Origin of the sequence: Nocardia sp. NPDC051750 (assembly GCF_044453135.1) — a bacterium.
In the GTDB taxonomy this organism is placed as follows: domain Bacteria; phylum Actinomycetota; class Actinomycetes; order Mycobacteriales; family Mycobacteriaceae; genus Nocardia.
Window position 1 is genome coordinate 56,007 of record NZ_JBITCK010000006.1, and the last position, 16,479, is coordinate 72,485.

At 66.4% G+C, this 16,479-nt stretch carries 16 protein-coding genes and 1 pseudogene; 9 read left to right on the forward strand and 8 right to left on the reverse strand.

Going from position 1 to position 16,479, the window contains the following annotated elements; genetic code table 11:
• Window positions 1–288: 288 nt before the first annotated feature.
• Both ACIA75_RS25105 and ACIA75_RS25110 read left to right on the forward strand, forming a co-directional pair.
• Window positions 289–588, forward strand: a complete 300-nt coding sequence (locus tag ACIA75_RS25105) for a hypothetical protein (RefSeq protein WP_397108069.1) — start codon at window positions 289–291, stop codon at window positions 586–588.
• Between the two features lie 37 nt (window positions 589–625).
• Window positions 626–1,312: an FAD-dependent monooxygenase gene (locus ACIA75_RS25110; RefSeq protein WP_397108071.1), complete on the forward strand. Its 687-nt coding sequence runs from the start codon at window positions 626–628 to the stop codon at window positions 1,310–1,312.
• Window positions 1,313–1,349: 37 nt separating this feature from the next.
• On the opposite strand, the gene ACIA75_RS25115 is transcribed toward ACIA75_RS25110, so the two are convergent.
• The gene (locus ACIA75_RS25115) at window positions 1,350–1,487 is read right to left on the reverse strand and encodes a hypothetical protein (protein ID WP_397109132.1); all 138 of its coding nucleotides are present in this window, start codon (window positions 1,485–1,487) and stop codon (window positions 1,350–1,352) included.
• A gap of 92 nt (window positions 1,488–1,579) precedes the next feature.
• Window positions 1,580–1,972: pseudogene (locus ACIA75_RS25120) on the reverse strand (suppressor of fused domain protein); the annotation flags it as partial.
• 105 nt (window positions 1,973–2,077) lie between these two features.
• Here ACIA75_RS25120 and ACIA75_RS25125 point away from each other — a divergent pair.
• On the forward strand, window positions 2,078–2,479 hold the full coding sequence (locus ACIA75_RS25125; RefSeq protein WP_397108073.1) for an RDD family protein: 402 nt from the start codon (window positions 2,078–2,080) through the stop codon (window positions 2,477–2,479).
• A 24-nt stretch (window positions 2,480–2,503) separates the two neighbouring features.
• On the opposite strand, the gene ACIA75_RS25130 is transcribed toward ACIA75_RS25125, so the two are convergent.
• Complete coding sequence (locus ACIA75_RS25130; protein WP_397108075.1) at window positions 2,504–3,439, reverse strand: TAXI family TRAP transporter solute-binding subunit; 936 nt, start codon at window positions 3,437–3,439, stop codon at window positions 2,504–2,506.
• Between the two features lie 413 nt (window positions 3,440–3,852).
• Here ACIA75_RS25130 and ACIA75_RS25135 point away from each other — a divergent pair, with 413 nt between their 5' ends.
• The 3 genes from ACIA75_RS25135 (at window position 3,853) to ACIA75_RS25145 (ending at window position 6,934) form a co-directional block, all read left to right on the forward strand.
• Window positions 3,853–4,470 carry a suppressor of fused domain protein gene (locus ACIA75_RS25135; protein WP_397108077.1) on the forward strand — a complete coding sequence of 206 codons (618 nt, stop codon included), beginning with the start codon at window positions 3,853–3,855 and terminating at the stop codon, window positions 4,468–4,470.
• A 349-nt stretch (window positions 4,471–4,819) separates the two neighbouring features.
• Window positions 4,820–5,482, forward strand: a complete 663-nt coding sequence (locus ACIA75_RS25140) for a response regulator transcription factor (protein WP_397109064.1) — start codon at window positions 4,820–4,822, stop codon at window positions 5,480–5,482.
• 45 nt (window positions 5,483–5,527) lie between these two features.
• On the forward strand, window positions 5,528–6,934 hold the full coding sequence (locus ACIA75_RS25145; protein WP_397108079.1) for a sensor histidine kinase: 1,407 nt from the start codon (window positions 5,528–5,530) through the stop codon (window positions 6,932–6,934).
• Here the strand turns inward: ACIA75_RS25145 and ACIA75_RS25150 are convergent, their stop codons facing one another.
• Complete coding sequence (locus ACIA75_RS25150) at window positions 6,935–7,891, reverse strand: TAXI family TRAP transporter solute-binding subunit (RefSeq protein WP_397108081.1); 957 nt, start codon at window positions 7,889–7,891, stop codon at window positions 6,935–6,937.
• A gap of 326 nt (window positions 7,892–8,217) precedes the next feature.
• The gene (locus tag ACIA75_RS25155) at window positions 8,218–9,570 is read right to left on the reverse strand and encodes a cytochrome P450 (protein WP_397108083.1); all 1,353 of its coding nucleotides are present in this window, start codon (window positions 9,568–9,570) and stop codon (window positions 8,218–8,220) included.
• Window positions 9,571–10,379: 809 nt separating this feature from the next.
• On the opposite strand from ACIA75_RS25155, the gene ACIA75_RS25160 reads away from it, so the two are divergent.
• A complete protein-coding gene (locus tag ACIA75_RS25160; RefSeq protein WP_397108085.1) occupies window positions 10,380–11,354 on the forward strand; it encodes a GlxA family transcriptional regulator in 975 nt (324 codons plus the stop codon).
• Window positions 11,355–11,409: 55 nt separating this feature from the next.
• Window positions 11,410–11,742, forward strand: a complete 333-nt coding sequence (locus ACIA75_RS25165; RefSeq protein ID WP_397108087.1) for a hypothetical protein — start codon at window positions 11,410–11,412, stop codon at window positions 11,740–11,742.
• An 88-nt stretch (window positions 11,743–11,830) separates the two neighbouring features.
• On the opposite strand, the gene ACIA75_RS25170 is transcribed toward ACIA75_RS25165, so the two are convergent.
• The 3 genes from ACIA75_RS25170 to ACIA75_RS25180 form a co-directional block, all read right to left on the reverse strand.
• Window positions 11,831–13,183, reverse strand: coding sequence for a CoA transferase (locus ACIA75_RS25170; RefSeq protein WP_397108089.1), 1,353 nt, complete (start codon window positions 13,181–13,183; stop codon window positions 11,831–11,833).
• A gap of 93 nt (window positions 13,184–13,276) precedes the next feature.
• Entirely contained in the window at window positions 13,277–13,663 is a 387-nt protein-coding gene (locus tag ACIA75_RS25175; protein WP_397108091.1) for a DUF2784 domain-containing protein, read from the reverse strand.
• A gap of 41 nt (window positions 13,664–13,704) precedes the next feature.
• Window positions 13,705–15,135: an SDR family NAD(P)-dependent oxidoreductase gene (locus ACIA75_RS25180; protein WP_397108093.1), complete on the reverse strand. Its 1,431-nt coding sequence runs from the start codon at window positions 15,133–15,135 to the stop codon at window positions 13,705–13,707.
• Between the two features lie 197 nt (window positions 15,136–15,332).
• On the opposite strand from ACIA75_RS25180, the gene ACIA75_RS25185 reads away from it, so the two are divergent.
• Complete coding sequence (locus ACIA75_RS25185; protein WP_397108095.1) at window positions 15,333–16,478, forward strand: acyl-CoA dehydrogenase family protein; 1,146 nt, start codon at window positions 15,333–15,335, stop codon at window positions 16,476–16,478.
• Window position 16,479 lies beyond the last annotated feature (1 nt).

Here is a 16,479-nt window from a genome sequence, read left to right on the forward strand (position 1 = left end):
TCGGACCGGGTACAGCCGCGCCTACCTCGACATTGCGCGGGACGGGGTTCCGTGCCTCGTGGTGGAGGAATCCGATCGGACGCTGACCGTCCCGGCGGGCCAGCTCGGTGAGTGCAAGGTCGATGGAACATTTCCGTCGGCTGGGAATTGCCGAGCGACTCCGCTCGGCCGGGCTGCCCGCGGATTATCCGACCGATGTCAGCTACCGCACCCGGATCAGCGGCCCGGAGCCGTACCGGATCACGTTACCGTCGTAGGGGCGTCGGCACCGACACCGTACTCCGAGCGGTGTCGGTGTATTTCCGGGCGCCGGAACTGGGTGCCGTCATCCAGCCGCACACCTGGATGACCTGGTCGGTCAATCGTGACGTGCTGGGCGTCAGCGTCGCCATCGACGGCGAGGACTTGTGGCTGCTGCATGCCTTTCTGCCCGCTGGAACGGACACCTCTCTCGTCGATCCGGGCAGACTGATCACCCAGGCCGCCGGCGTCCCGGTGCCGTTCGAGATCCTCGGCGTCGAGCGGTGGACCGACCGACGGCTCGTCGCCGACCGGTACGGCAGCGATCGGACCCTTCCTCGCCGGTGACGCCGCCCACCTGTGGATACCCATGGCTGGAATGGGGATGAACACCGGAATCAGCGAGGCGGCGCATCAGGCCTGGATGCTGGCCGCGGTGTACGACGGCTGGGCGGGCCCGGGATTGCTGGCGGCCTACGAGGCCGAACGGCGCCCCGTCGCCGAAGCCATCTCCGGTTTCGCCACCGGTATCGGGGAGGCGTTGCTCGGTCTGGTGACAACCGATGTCGACGAGGAAGACACCCCCGCCGGTGCTGCCTTCCGCGAACAGCTCGCACGCGCCGCGGAGAAAGCGGATCAGGACCAGTACAAACCCATCGGACTGAGCTTCGGATATCACTACTACAGTTCGCCGCTGCTCGCCGACGATCGGCCACCACCCGACTTCACCATTTCCATCTACCAGCCCTCCACGGCACCGGGAGCCCGGCTGCCGCATCTCACCTTCGCCGACGGCGGCTCCGTCTACGATCACCTGGGCCGGGATTTCACGCTCCTGCGCATCGGCCCGGATCTCCCCGATGTCGGCCCGTTCGTGGGCGCGGCCGCCGATCGTGCCGTGCCGGTGGACATCCTGGATCTCCCGTCCGATGCCGCGGTGGAGCGGTACGGGAAACGGCTGATCCTGGTCCGTCCCGATCAGCGCATCGCCTGGCGTGGCGATGCGCTGCCCGCCCGGCCGGACTCGCTGGTCGATCGCGTCCGCGGCGGGACGGTTCCGCGGCCGGAGTAACTCACGGACGGGACAGCCACTCTGTGCAGAGGGGACCTCAGTCCGCGGTCATCCCGGAACGCCTGGTGAATACGTCGACTTCGGCCATGAGCTCGGTGACGAAGTCGAACGGGCGCATGGTGCGGGCCCGGGCCCGCTCACCGTCGGTGAGGGGCACGACGTTGATGATCTGCACACCTGCCTGGTGCGGGCCTGCCAGGAGGACCGATCGGCAGCCGGGAAAGGCAGGAAACTCGGTATCGACGTCGAGGGTTTTTCCCAGTCGAGCTGATTTCCGGTGGTCCACGGGTGTGCGGCGATATTGGCCAATTGTTTCGCGATGGCTGCTTCTTCGGCCTCGCTCACCGTGCCACGCCGCGCGAGACGAAGCTCGGCGCGATGGGCGCGGCCGGAAGTATCGCCGACCGGCATCTGCTCGACCGACAACCCGACGGTCACGAACGATGTCATCACATCGTTCGGATCGGACCGATAGACCAGCACATCGAGCCGATCGATCGGGCCCGGGCCCCCAGGGAAGGCGTATCCGCCGTCCTCGGGGCCGTAGGTTTCCTGGAATGCGTCGTAGTCACCACCGACACCGGCCGGCGCGGTGGTTTTACATTTCCTTGATCCACCTTCCGGCCTGTGGTGATAGCGACGTGGAGAAGAATTCGGCATCGCCCAGGGGTACGTTTCGCCGGCAATCGGTCACAATCGGGCCTTGTGAACGCATACCGTTACGATCCCGCCGCCGGGGCCCGATTCCGCCCTGGGCTCACACCTGTGCGCGTGCCGCAGGAGGCGGGCGAGGGGTGGCTGATCTGGGCAGCAATGACCGACTTCCTGTTGGCCCCACTGATCGGTATCGCAGCCGTCGCCGGGTTGCTGCAATACTCGTTGACCGACCTGGTCTTCGCCCCAACTGTCTTCGGTATCGCGCTTGCCGCCTCGTTCGTCAACCATGTAGTCGGCACTGTGCTGTTCCGGGGCAGTCTCGGTAAACTGGTGTTCGGTCTCCGGGTGGTCCGGGCAACCACCGGGGCCCGGTCCGGTTTCTGGCGTGCGGTGGGCCGGTGGCTGCTCGGCTTTGTGCTCCTGGGCGTGATGATGCTCGCCCAGGACGGCGGCGGAATCGGTGAGTCGAACGGCCTGCGGGTCATCCGGCGTCGCGATGAGCGACAGTAATGGTCCGGACCGGCACTATCTGCTTCAGCCGTGTTGGCTGCGGTAGTAGGCGGCTGCGGCGGGATGCAGCGGAATGTTGCCGGTGCTCACGAGCCAGCGCCGGTCGAAGAATTGGAATCCGCGCGCGCGTTCGGGAACCAGCGCGCCGCTGTCGTGCAGAAGGAGTTCGGCCAGGGCAACGACGATGTTGTCGGCGACGTCGGGCGCCACGAGAATCAGAACCGGCACGCCGATCGTCTCGAACCCGGGAACTCCGGGATATGTGTTGGCGGGAACCGGCACCCGGTCGTAGGGGTAACCGAACTGTTCTCGCATCGGCTGCACCCAGTCGCCGAGATCGAGGAGCTGGATCGGGGCGGGCGCTGAGACTCCGGAGGTCGGCAAGCCGGCGCCCCAGACAATCGCATCCACGGCTCGGGATCGCAGCGCCGGGAGCGCTTCGGACAACTCTCGGTGGTAGAGGGTGATATCGGTGCCGGGCTCCAGCCCCGCCGTGCGGAACAACCGCTCTGCGGTGAGTGCCGCGCCCGACCCTGCCACACCCACATCCACTCGGGCGCCTCGCAGATCGTTCATCTGCCGGATATGACTTTCGGCGCGAACAGCCACGTGGATGTAACTCTCATAGAGCCGGCCGATCGCAAGCCCGCGAGTGCCGATGGCGATGGCGGTATCGCCGAGTGTGAGGGCCGCGTCGATGGTGCCGGCGTCGAGAAAATCCAGATTCGTTACCGATCCGGCGGTCGGTACCGGGGTGATCCGGACGGTTGTCGAACGCTCTGCCGCCTCGGCCAGCGTACTGCCGAATTCGTGAAACAGTCCGCCCTCGAGCCCGGAGCCGAGGCGGATGCGATGGGGTGGGGTGGTGCATGCCGCTACGGCAAAAGCCACAGTCGCTGCCGCCAGATGGAGAATTCTGCGCCGATTGATATTTGTCGCGCCGGCAGCGCTACCGAACATTGGACGCTGCACTCCTCGATATCAACCGAACCGGCTTGTTACCGCATGACGTGGAACATGCCGTGTGACGAACAGACAGAGGTTAGCGTATTACTGGCGGGTTGCCTATTGATTGCCGAGAATGGTACTGCTATGCAACTGGCAGGTGGTTCGACAGTCCGGATGAGGTGTCGCCGGTCGGTGCCGCGATCTCAGTGGGCCGGAACATCCGAACCGGCCGAGGGCTGCCGTGGCAGGTCGATACCCGTTGTGACCGGTCCGGATTCAGCTCCGTGTCGATCGAACGATGTCTGTTGCCTGCGAACCGGTTCAACATCTTCGGCGAGATTCTCTTCCCGGACGGCACGTGGATTTACACAGGGCTGATCTCGTGCCTCTCGGGAATGCGCGCGAAAACGAGTAACCTACTGCCGGTGAGTGATTCGCAAGGTTGGGATGCAATCGACGAAGCCCTGTCCGGCTTGTACGGCCACGACGCGCCATTTCATCTGGGAACGGAGCATCCCTGGGGACTCGGTGGTCCGGATCCGCTCGACGGAATCAGCGTCTACCCGAGGGAATCACCCCGCCCGCATTGGCACTATGTCGGATACGGGATGTCGGAACTGTACGAGAAAGAATCCACGAACCCGGAGATATCCGGTTGGGGTTTCGAATTCACAGTTCGTGTTGCCCGCATCGTGGATGGCTCGCCGCCGCCCGTGTGGCCGGCCGGGTTACTGCAGCAGCTCGGCCGGTATGTCTTCGATTCGGGCAAATGGTTCGCGCCGGGACATACGATGAAGGTGAGTGCCGGGATCGACCCGGATCGCCCGGAAAGCGCCATTCGGGGTCTCGCCTTTGTCGAAGACCCCGAGCTCGCGACAATCGACACCCCGCATGGAGCACTGCAGTTCCTGCAGGTGGTCGGAATTACCGCGGATGAATTCGCCGCGGCCAAGGACGGTCGTGCGAGGATCCTGCTGGATCGGATCGCTCCACGTCTGCCGCTGTGGGTCACCGATACCGCACGCGGCACTCTGATCGCCTGACCTCGGCTTTCTTCTCCGTATGGATATCAACGACCGGTAAGCTCCGGTTGAGATCCCGAAATGAGGGCGCAGTGTGGTGTTCGATAGTGCAGCCCGACAGTTCGTCCTCGGTCGGGAACCGACCGGCCCGCGCCCGTCGTCTATCCGGCGGTTCACTGCACGCTCGATCATCGGGATGGGTGGGGTCCACCGGCTCCGGAGTAGCGCTGATCGGCAAAGATGGGGTGTGCCAGTGCATTCGATTGGCCCTACGGTAGGTCGTCCCGGCCTGAAGGAGTATGTGTTCGTGACCCGAGACGAGGTAGAAAGGCCCGATAGTGGTGTGGGGCCGGAGCCAGAACGCCGGCGGATCCGATTCGGGGTGGTCGAGGACGACGACGATGTGGGCGATGCGCTGGTCGAGGTGCTGGAGGAGTGCGGATACCACGCCGAGCGAAAGACTCGCGGCGCGGATCTCCTGCTCGGTCACCGCAATTACGATGCTGTGATCCTCGACCTCGGTTTGCCCGACGGTGACGGGCTGGACATCCTGCGCAAGTTACGCGAGGTGAGTTCGGTCCCGGTGGTCATTCTCACCGCGCGCGATGATGAGCGCAGTGTGGTGCGAGGATTGCGCATCGGCGCCGATGACTACCTGGTGAAACCACCGCGGGTCGCCGAGATGATTGCCCGGCTCGAGGCCGTTGTCCGGCGAGCCAACCCCGTCGACCGTGCCGGCGCGGACCGGGTTGTCGTCACCGGCGATGTTCGAGTGGATCTGGGCGCACGAGAGGTGACTGTCGGTGATTCGCCCGTCGATCTCACCCAGAAAGAATTCGAACTGGTGGAGGTTCTGGTCAGCCGTCCGGGCTGTGCGGTGAGCCGGGAGATGTTGATGGACCAGGTGTGGGGTGATGCCTTTCTTGCGGTCTCACGATCACTGGACGTGCACATCTCCACTTTGCGCGGCAAATTGGGGCGGCCGGGACTGATCACCACGATCCGGGGGTTCGGGTACCGGTGGGGTTCGTGAGTTCCGGTGGGCATGCGCAACCGACTAGTCGCGATCCTGGTGGTCATGGCTGCACTGACCGTCGCCGGGCTGGCCTTTCCGCTGGGTGCGTCGTCGGCGACCGGGCGTACCCAGGAATTATGGTTCAGCAGGTATGTCGATGCCGAATGGTTCGGTGATCTCGCTGCCGAAGCGATAACCACGGGCAACACCGAATCCTTGTTGCTGGCCATGAATCGGTACCACGAACTCTACGGAGATTCGGTGATCGTGGTCGATGCCGCGGGCCGGGAAGTGGCGAACTCCGGCGTGCCGTCGGACGATCCGGCCGTGATAACACTGCTGACCGAGGCACGGCGGAACAGGCACGCTCGGCAGCCACCGCACCGGCTGCGTCCGTGGGATCCGGAGACGATGCTGGTGGCGCTTCCCGTCGGCCGCGGGGTACGAATCGAAGGCGCAGTGCTCATCGAGACCTCCACCGGCGAGGCGATCGAAGATATCGAGAACCGTCTGGCAGTCATCACATTCCTTTCCTGGACGGCGCTGGCGGTGTTCGCGGTGGTAGCGGTGCTGCTGAGCCGCTGGATCCTCGGTCCGCTCATGCGGTTGTCCAGCTCGGTGCGCCAGTTGACCGGCTCGCTACCGAAACCTGTCGCAGCGGCGGCGCCGAGTGTTATGCAGCGGCACTACGGCGGGCCGCCGGAAGTCCGGATGCTTGCGCAGTCGTTCGACTCGATGGCGCTGGCGGTCACCGAATCGGTCGATGCCCAGCGGCAGCTGGTCGCTGACACCGCACACGCGATCCGTAACCCGCTGGCGGCCTTGGCGATCCGGCTGGAATCGCTGGAGCGGTTCATTCCCGAAGAAGGTGCCGCCGCGTATCGTCGCACAAGCTATCAAGTGGACCGGCTCTCGTCGGTGCTGGACGGTTTGCTCCGGTTGGCCGTGGCCGAGACGCCCACCGGCTTCGCCGCCGCACACCCGGACGGGGACTGGCCGAGTGAATGCCTGGTCCGTTCTGCGGTGGCCGATCGAGTGGACGAATGGCAACCGGCCTTCGAAGCGGCGGGAATGACGCTGGCCGTCGAACCCTCGCCGGTGCCGGACGATCTGGTGGCCGCGATACCGGGCCAGGTACTGGATCAGATACTCGATATCGCCTTGAGCAACTCCTCGCGGTACGCCGGCGCGGGCACAGCAACCCGGGTCACTGTCGAGATCGTGCAGAAATGCGTGCGAATAGCGGTGACCGACGACGGGGTGGGGGTTTCTCCGGCCGAGCTGGACCAGTTGGTGAACCGTTTCTTCCGCGGGGCCTCGGCGGCGGCGGGCGGGACGGGACTGGGACTTTCGATCGCGGCTGCCCTGGCGACCCGGCACGGCGGCGAGCTGTCCGTCGAGTCGGCGCAACCGCATGGGCTCCGGATCGCTGTCCGTGTGCCCGTCGCGACACCGCATGAGAAACGCTGATCATCCGTGCTCGGCTCGATAGTAGGCTGCCGCGGCGGCATGCAGCGGTACTTGACCGGTACCGACCAGCCATCGTCGGTCCAGGAACTGGAAACCGATGGTTTGTGCGGGTACGAGGAGATCACCGTGACCGAGCAGGAGCTCGGCGATACCGGTTACCGCGTGGTCTGCCAGATCGGGTGACGCCAGCAGCAGAGTCGGTACGCCGACCGTGTCCACGGCACCGGATCCCGGATAGGTATTCGAGGGAACCGAAACGGTGTCGTACGGATAGCCGGACCGCTCGTACATCGGTGCTACCCATTCGGAGAGGTCGAGCAAGCGCAGCCGTGTCGGATGCTCGAATACCGGGGTGGGCACCTCGTCGCCCCACAGAATCGCATCCACCTCCCGGCGCTGGAGGGCTCGCACTGCTGCGGAAAGGTTCCGGTGCTCGATCGTGATATCGGTCCCGGGCGTGATACCCGCGGTGCGCAGGAGTCGTTCGCCGGTCACGGCGGAACCTGACCCGACCAGCCCCAGGTCCATTCGCTGCCCGCGGAGGTCGGCCAAGTGCCGGACCGGACTATCGGGCCGGACCGCGACCTGGATATAGCATTCGTACACACGCCCGATCGCGAGACCACTGTCGTGCGGGCTCGCTGCGTCACCGAGCGTGAGTGCCGCATCGATCTCCCCGCGCGCCAGCAGTCTCAGATTGGTGAACGAACCTTCCGTGACGATCGGCTCGATCCGTAATCGGCTGTACTTCTCCGCCGCGGCGGCGAGAGCGGAGGCGAACTCGTGGAATTGACCCCCGGGTTGTGCGGTACCCAGCCGGACCCGTGCTGCGCTGCCGGTGCAGCCACTGGTCGTCAGGCCCGCCGCCACAGCTGCGGAAAGGGCCAGGACTCCGCGCCTGCTGATCCGCTTCGTGAACCCGGGATCGCGCGAGATCGCGGTGGGGGCTGTGTTCACCGCGGGCCAGGCTTGTTCGAGTGCGGGTGGGAAAAGGGAAAACGCGACCGGGGCGCGCTGCCGTACATATATCCGCGTTCCTAGACCTGCTTCTCCGGGCTCTCCGCCGAACGGCAACCGGCATTCGCCGCTGCGAATGCTCTGATAGGGGATCCTAACCGTGTCGGATCGGGAGTCAAATCGCCGGAGACGAACACGGATACGTACCCTGCTCTCCGGGGTTCTGCGCAGGCCCTTCGGCTCGGACTCTCGGTGAAGTACCCGATCCGCCAGGCGATATCGGTGGTTGCTACGAGCAGGTCGTCTGTGGCGGCGCGCTTTCCCACTCAGCGTTCCCGGAGCACCAGCGGCAGTCCTCCTTTGGGCTGACAGGTGACCACATATCGCGGGATCACCTCGAAGCCCTCCACTATCGTGAACTCGAAGTTGCGAACCAGTGCGCTGACCACCATTTGCGTGATCGTGACCGCCAGCCGTTCCCCTATACATACCCGGCTACCTTTCCCGAACGGGTAGTAGGCGTGCCGACGGGCGGAGTCGAAGCGGTCGGGAGTGAACCGGTCGGGGTCGAACGCTTCGGGATCCTCCCAGAACCGCGGATCACGGTGGGTGATATGTGGATTGACGATGATCTTCGCGTTTTCCGGCAGTCGATAGGAGCCGAGGATGTCGGCGTCGACGGCAGTGCGGAACCAGATCGGAAATGCGGGATGGAGCCGGAACGCTTCGTCGATCACGCGGCGCTGATACCCGAGCTGGGAGAGCTCGGCAAAGGCTGGAAGTGTCCGCACGCCGGCCCGGTCGAGTTCGCCGGCCACGGCATCGGCGATTTCGGGGTGCCGGGCGAGTTCGTAGCAGATCCAGGTGGTCCCGGTGGCCGTTGTTTCGTAGCCGGCCATGAACAAGGTGAAGACCTCATCCCGCAATTGCAGATCGCTCATCCGCTCTCCGGTGTCGGCATGCTCGGCGTCCAGCAGCAGGCCCAGGAGATCTCGGGGCCGGGTGGCGGCGGTCCGTCGTTCGGCGATGATCCGGTAGACCTCGGCATCGAGCTCGGCCACGGCCCGTCGATAGGCCGTCGCACCCGGCAACGGAAGCCGGTCCGGGACGAAGAAGGTCCATACCTTCGACGCCAGCCCGGCGAATACCTGGGAGGTGAGTGCGCGCAGGCGCTCGGCGCGCTCGACGTCGAGCGAGGTGCTGAACAGTGTGCCGAGCACGATCTCGACATTGAGCCGGGTCCCTTCCTCCATGATGTCGAGCGGTGTGCCTTGTGCGGCGGCGCGCCGCCAGCGCTCGACAGCGCGCTCGACACATCCGGCGATGTGGGCTTCCATGGCCTGTAACTGTTCACTGTGGAACGCGGGCTGCATGAGCCGCCGCTGACGCTTCCAGTAATCGCCCTCACTGGTCACCAGGCCGTTGCCCAATGCCGTCCGGAACGGAGCCATCATCGAGCCTTTCGGATAATTGGCCGCATTCGTGACCAGGATCCGGCGGATGTAGTCGGGATGGCTGACGACGTAGACGTTGAGCAGGGCGGGGCCTATGCGGACCAGGCCGTCGTGCCGGGCGGCGGCATCCATGAGGTACCGGAAGGGATCTCGAAACAGACCCGCGCGCACACCGGCGGCAGGCGGTTTCTCGGAGACCGACGTGGTTTCGGTGGTGCTGGTCATTCCGGTACTTTCCTCGGTTTCACGCGGTTCGGTTGTTCGAGAAGTTTTTTCGAGTATCCCTAGGTCACGTGCCCCGACTGTTCACCGATGGGGATGATCCGGGCGGCGATCGGGCGGAGTAGGGACCGAGCTCGGCGCCGTGCAGGTGGGATCCGAGTCGACGGGATATATCTCGGTGCGCGGAAGAGGCCGTCGCCGAACAGTTCTTACAGGTTGTTGAGGTGGTGTGCACCGGAAGGATCAGTGGGGCCGACTGGGCACGCGATGCGTGCCGAGTGACCGGCGGGGCGCGAGGATTCCGAGCCGTGCGCTGACCAGATGGCTACATCCTCCGGATCCGGGTGTGTACGAAGGTAAAGCTGCGGCGCACCCCGCAGCGCCGCAACCATATATTCGTACACACCGGATCCGGAGAAGCCTCCACAGCGGGATCAGCGAAGGACCGACGCGAGGTGCTATATCGCCTTCGCGTTATACGCGGTATCCAGCCGGATATTCGGCGGGGTGCGCGGTGCGGAGGTGTGGGCGAGGTGCGGCGGGTCCGTGCGTCGCGGGCGCGAGTTGCGCAGTGGTCATAGCCGGCCGTTCACCCTTGGTCTCCGATGTTCACACGAATACGGTGCCGTCACCGAAAGCGACGGCACCGCTGTGGCTCGACGTTACTGGGTGGGACACATCGAGCGGAGGGGCGGAAGCGACAGGATGCGATCGGTTTGCGACATGTGCCCGACTGTTCGTGACTGCGACGCAAGGGGGCTGAACAGACCGCTCGGTTTCCATGGTTGAGTGCCTGTCCGTATCCTGCCAGCGTGGATGTGGGCATTTTCGTCGTGGACGGTGTGGGTGACCTCGGCCTGGGTGCCCTGCTGGGGGCATTCAGCACAGCGAACGTTCTCCGCAAAGAACTCGACCATCCACCTGCTGCGTGGAATGTGCGCACGGTATCCCTCGGTAGTTCGGTCCTCTCGGGCAGTGGCAAGCTGGTGCCGACCGTTCCGTTGAGTCAGGTGTCCGCACCGTTCGATGCCGTGGCGGTGGCCGCCGTCAGTGTCTTCGAGCCCGGCCCCCTGGTGGAACTCGTCTCGGATCCGGGCAATGCGTGGCTCCTCGACCGGATCCGCAGTGCACACGCCCATGGCGTGCACCTCGCCGCGGCCTGTACCGGGACGTTCTTCCTGGCGGAATCCGGCGTACTCGACGGTTCACCGGCGACGACGAGCTGGTGGCTGGGAGCGAGTTTTCGCGGCCGTTATCCCGGGGTCGACCTCGATGAGCGGAGCATCGTCTGTCACGGTGACGGCATCACCACGGCGGGCGCCTCGCTGTCGCATATGGATATGGCGCTGTCGCTGGTATATCGGACCAGTCCGGAGCTGGCCGAGCGGGCCCGGCGCTACCTGGCGATCGAGGACCGGACCAGCCAGGCGGACTACATCATCCCCGAGGTGGTGGCCCGGGGGAACCCGTTGATAGTCGGTTACGAGCGGTGGGTGCGCGAGCACATCTCGGACCAGTTCCTGATCACCACCGCCGCCCGCGAACTCGGCGTCACCGAACGCAGCCTGCAGCGGGCGACCCGCGCGGCGCTCGGTATGTCGCCCAAGGATTTCGCCGACGATATCCGGCTGGACCGGGCCACCGGATTGCTCCGCACCACCGGGCTCACGGTGGAGGCGGTGGCCCGCGAGGTCGGCTACGTCAATGCCAGTGCGCTGCGAGCGCTGGCCCGCCGGCGCCGCGGGATGTCGCTGGCCGAGATCCGGGCCACCCGCGCCCCGTGGTGACCGCACCGGCGCCGAACCGGGGGCCGGTACCGCGTCCGCTCCCTAGACTGGGCGCATGTCTGTTCGACGGCTCATCGCCGCTGCTCTGCTCGTAGCCACCGCATCCCTGGGTGTTTCCGCCTGTACCGCCACCGGCGCGGGCGCGACGAGCCAATGCGACGTCAGCGGCTGCACCGTGACCTTCGACCGGGGCGTGGACGCGAAGATCAGCGTCCTGGGCGTCGATGTCGAGCTCGCGGCGGTGCAGGGCGATATCGTGACGCTGAAGGTCGCGGGCCAGGAGGTGACTGTACCGATGGGGTCGACCGAAACGACGCAGGGTCTGGACCTCACCGTTCGTGAGATCACCCAGGAGAAGGTCGTCGTGCAGTTGTCCACCGGGCTCTGACCGCCGCTGCCCGCATGCGGCAGTCCGGCCGCTGCCCGCATGCGGCAGTCCGGCCGCTGCCCGCATTCGGGCCGGGCGGGCCGACGGCTCACCCGGGTTCGCGTACCGGGGTCTCTTCCCAGTGGGGTGCGGTGCGACCGTAGCCCGGCGCGGGGAACGGATAGTCGGGGAATTCGGCCAGCGCCGGGGCCGCGGTGGTGACACTGCCATGCGTCACGGTGGTACCGGCTCCCGGTACCGCGGGGGCCGGATGTTCGGGTGTCCGGCCCCGTTCGGACAGCAGCCACATGGCGGTACGGGCCAGCGATACCCGGACATCGCGGCCGCGGCCGTCGCCGGTCCGGGCGGTGAGTGCGTCGACGATACCGGCCGCGAGCAGGTAGCCGGAGGCATGATCGAGTGCCTGGGCGGGCAGTGCGCCGGGCATCGAGGACGCTCCCTCGATCACCGCGATCCCGGTGGCGGCCTGCACGATACTGTCGAAACCGCGCCGACCGGCCCACGGCCCGGTGAAACCCCAGGCACTCACCCGGGCATGCACCAGTCCCGGCCGGCCGGCCAGCCCCAGACGTTCCAGCGCACCCGGCCGGTAGCCGGTGACCAGGACATCGGCGGTATCCAGCAGCCCCTCCCACTGTGGGTTCGGAGTGCGGAGGTCCAGGAGCGTGGAGCGCTTTCCCTGGCCGGTATCGGTGTACTGCCACGGAATCTCTGGTAGCTGCGGTGGATCGATCCGCAGCACTTCGGCGCCGAGCAGGGCCAGTGCCCGCGTCGCTACCGGGCCCGCGATCACCCGGGTCAGGTCCAGCACCCGCACACCTCGCAGCGGCTGATACGGGGTACCGGAGACCGGAAGCGTATAGCGCCGGCGGTCCCGCCGTTCGACCACGGCCACCAGCGGTCCGGCCGCTGCCGAACCGGACTGCGGGTGCGCGCGCCACTGTGTCTCGTCACGGACCCGGACCGCGATCGCGCCGCGCGCCGCCGCGAGTTCTTCCAGGTCCGCGGCGCGGATCATGGCGATCTGGGATTCGGCCTGTTCCACGGGGGCATCGGCGGGCAGTTCGAGTGCGGCCAGGAGCCGGGCACGGTGGTGCGGATAGTTGGCGTGGGTGCGGACCCAGCCGTCGAAGGTGGGAAAGAATCCGGACAGATCGGCGAATCCGCCGACGGCCGCGCCGTCGATCCGCAGCAGCCGGTCGCTGGTGAACGATGCCGCGATACGTTCGGGGTCGAGGCGGTGCCGGATGGGTGCCGTGCCCGCGGCCGCGCGGTAGCGGTCGGTGGCGGCGAGGAATGCCTGGACGGATCCGGCGGCTAGACCCCACACCGGTAGGGTCGCGGCGAGGTACTGCGCGGGGTCGGGCCAATCCACCGGGGCCGATCCGGCGACACCCGCACCGTCCTCGTAATCACGAACAAGCCGTGCACCGACGTCCACCGCACCGAGCCTACTGGCCCGGATTGCCGGTGATCCCCGGGTCACCCGTTGGCACAGCGATTTTCATCACATGGTCACCGCGGGTGTACGCGGTCAGCCGGTGATCCGGGCGGCGGAACGGCCGGGATCGCGATGGGCGCGCCACCACCAGCCCGCCCACGAGGCCAGGACACACGCCGCGACCATGATCTGCACCTCGACGAGCATGCTCTCCGGGTAGATGACGCCGGTCAGGTAATGGTCGATGAACCCTTCCGGGGGCAGGCCCTGGAGTCCGGCACGCAGCCGGGCCCAGTTCTCGGCATAGGTGAGCGGACAGTCGTAGCCGATCAGTACCGTGCCGAAACCCCAGGCCGCAGCCCCCGCGTGGAACCAGATCGTGCGCGGCCACCGCCAGGCAACAAAACCTCCCACCACCACGTAGCCGATGAACAGCACATGCGCGGCGGCGGTCAGATCGGCGAGCAGCCGGTACCACACCCTTCCAGGGTATGTCCTGATTCGGGTGGCGGCGAAGGAATTTACCAGGGTGAGGCCTGATAGTCCTTGAGGAAGCAGCCGTACACATCGTCGCCGGCCTCGCCGCGCACGATCGGGTCGTAGACCCGGGCGGCGCCGTCCACCAGGTCGAGCGGGGCGTGGAAGCCCTCGTCGGCCAGCCGGAGCTTGGTGTAGTGCGGGCGCTCGTCGGTGATCCAGCCGGTATCGACCGCGGTCATGAGAATGCGGTCGGTATCGAACATCTCGTTCGCGCTGGTACGGGTGAGCATGTTCAGTGCCGCTTTGGCCATATTGGTGTGCGGATGCCCGGGGCCCTTGTAGCCGCGGGAGAACTGGCCCTCCATCGCCGAAACGTTCACCACGTACTTGCGGCGGGCCGCCGCGGCGGCCAGGGCCGGGCGCAGCCGGGACACCAGGATGAACGGCGCGACGGAGTTGCACAGCTGTACTTCGAGCAGTTCGGTCGGGTCGACCTCGCCGACGGTGTGTACCCAGCTGTTGGTGTGGGCGATATCGGGGACCAGCCCGCCGGCGTCGATCGCGATACCGCGGGCGATCCGGTCCGGCGTCGCCGAACCGGCCACCAGGGCCAGCTCGGCCACATCGGCGCCGGTGAGATCGGGGGTGAGCGATGCGGTGAGCGCGGTCGGATGGGCCCGGGTCGTCTGGCCGAAGGTCACCGTGTCGGGAAGCGCGCCCGCGGGCAGCGGGTCGGATTCGGCGGCGACCAGCGCACTGTAGGAACCGGGGGAGCGGCGGACGGTCTGCGCCGCATTGTTGATCAGAATATCGAGCGGTCCCGCGGCCGCGACATCGTCGGCCAGCGCCACGACCTGGGCGGGGTCGCGCAGGTCGATACCGACGATGCGCAGGCGGTGCAGCCAGTCGGCGCTGTCGGGTTGTGCGGCGAACCGGCGGATCGCATCGTTGGGGAAACGGGTGGTGATCGTGGTGTGCGCGCCGTCGCGCAGCAGCCGCAGCGCGATGTACATGCCGATTTTCGCGCGACCGCCGGTGAGCAGCGCCCGGCGGCCGGACAGGTCCGTGCGGGCGTCGCGGCGGCGGTGGCTCATCGTCGCGCAGTCGGGGCACAGCTGGTGATAGAAGGCGTCGACGCGGGTGTACTTCTGCTTGCAGATATAGCAGCCGCGGGCCCGCAGCAAGGTCCCGGCCGAGCCGCCGGAGGTGGCCGAGCTGATCGGGATACCCGCGGTCTCGTCGTCGATCCGGTTCGGCGACCCGGTGGCCGTGGCGGCCACCACCGCGCGGTCGGCCGCCGATTTGGCCTGCCGGGCGGCTGTCCGGCGCTGACGTTTGAGTTCCTTGAACATGCCACCGACCGCGCGTTGCACGGTGACCGAATCCGGGTGGCCGGGGTCCAGCTGTCCGGCGTGCTCGAGTACGCGCAGGCAGGTGGCGAGGTCGTTCGGATCGATACTGGTCTCGGCCATCGGTGCGGGGGATTTCCTTCGTGAGCTGGGCAAGCGTGCCCACCATTGTGGCAAGGGGCGGGAGCGACCCGGCCGCCGGGCGGGGCGGCCGGGTGCGATCCCTTCGTTGACATAGCGCCAATAGTGCGGGAAAGTCGACTCCGGACATTCCGGCACCGGTGTGCCGGCCTGGGTGATCACGAAAAAGAGGACGCGATATGGCACGCCCCGCGTGGAGCGACGACGAGGTCGAGGCGGTTCGGGAACTCGCGCGCACCTACTTCGACAAGGAAGTGGTGCCGCATGAGGAGAAGTTCATCGAGCAGGGTCATCCGGACAAGGCGTTGTACCGCCGGGCCGGCGAACTCGGCCTGCTCTGCCCCGCGGTCGCGGAAGACCTCGGCGGTGGCGGCGGCACGTTCGCCCACGAGGCCGCCATCATCGAAGAGCAGGTGCGGGCGGGCGACGGTGCCCTCGGTATTCCGGTGCACAGTTCGATCATCGCGCCGTATCTGGCCGAGTTCGGCTCCGACGAGCTGAAGAAGCGCGTGCTGCCCAAGGCCTGTAGCGGCGAGATGGTGCTGTCGATCGGGATGACCGAACCGGGGACCGGTTCGGATCTTCAAGCGATCAAGACCCGTGCCGTGCGCGAGGGCGACGAGTACGTGATCACCGGTTCCAAGATCTTCATCTCCAACGGCTGGCTCTGCGACGGCATCATCATCGCCGCCAAAACCGACCCCGAGAAGGGGGCGTCCGGAGTATCGCTGCTGTTCGCCGAGGTCAGTGACGACACCCCGGGTTTCACCCGCGGCCGGATCCTGTCCAAGATCGGCGGCAAGGGCCAGGACACCGCCGAACTGTTCTTCGACGGCCTGCGGGTCCCCGCGGGGAATCTGCTCGGCGGGGTAGAAGGCCAGGGCTTCTATCAGATGATGCAACTGCTGGCGCAGGAGCGGCTCGTCACCGCGATCATGGCGGTGGCGATGATGGAGCGTGCGGTCGAATTGACCGTCGAGTACACCAAGGGCCGGGAGGCCTTCGGCAAACCGCTGTTCGCGATGCAGAACACCAAATTCGAACTGGCCGAATGCGCGACCATCGCACGGACCAACAGGGTCTTCCTCGACGACTGCATCACCCGCCATCTGAAGGGCGAACTCGATATCCAGTCGGCGGCCATGGCCAAGTACTGGTCCACCGATCAGCTCGGTGTCGTCGTGGACCGCTGCCTGCAGTTGTTCGGGGGCTACGGGTATATGACCGAATATCCGATCTCTCAGCTGTACACCGGCGCCCGCGTTCTGCGCATCCTCGCGGGCAGCAACGAAGTCATGAAAGACCTCATCGCGCGTGGGCTCTGAC

Coding starts and splice junctions, on each gene's coding strand:
- ACIA75_RS25110 (WP_397108071.1), top strand. CDS start 626: ATGAACACCGGAATCAGCGAGGCGGCGCATCAGGCCTGGATGCTGGCC.
- ACIA75_RS25130 (WP_397108075.1), bottom strand. CDS start 3,439: ATGTTCGGTAGCGCTGCCGGCGCGACAAATATCAATCGGCGCAGAATT.
- ACIA75_RS25145 (WP_397108079.1), top strand. CDS start 5,528: ATGGCTGCACTGACCGTCGCCGGGCTGGCCTTTCCGCTGGGTGCGTCG.
- ACIA75_RS25155 (WP_397108083.1), bottom strand. CDS start 9,570: ATGACCAGCACCACCGAAACCACGTCGGTCTCCGAGAAACCGCCTGCC.
- ACIA75_RS25165 (WP_397108087.1), top strand. CDS start 11,410: ATGTCTGTTCGACGGCTCATCGCCGCTGCTCTGCTCGTAGCCACCGCA.
- ACIA75_RS25180 (WP_397108093.1), bottom strand. CDS start 15,135: ATGGCCGAGACCAGTATCGATCCGAACGACCTCGCCACCTGCCTGCGC.
- ACIA75_RS25185 (WP_397108095.1), top strand. CDS start 15,333: ATGGCACGCCCCGCGTGGAGCGACGACGAGGTCGAGGCGGTTCGGGAA.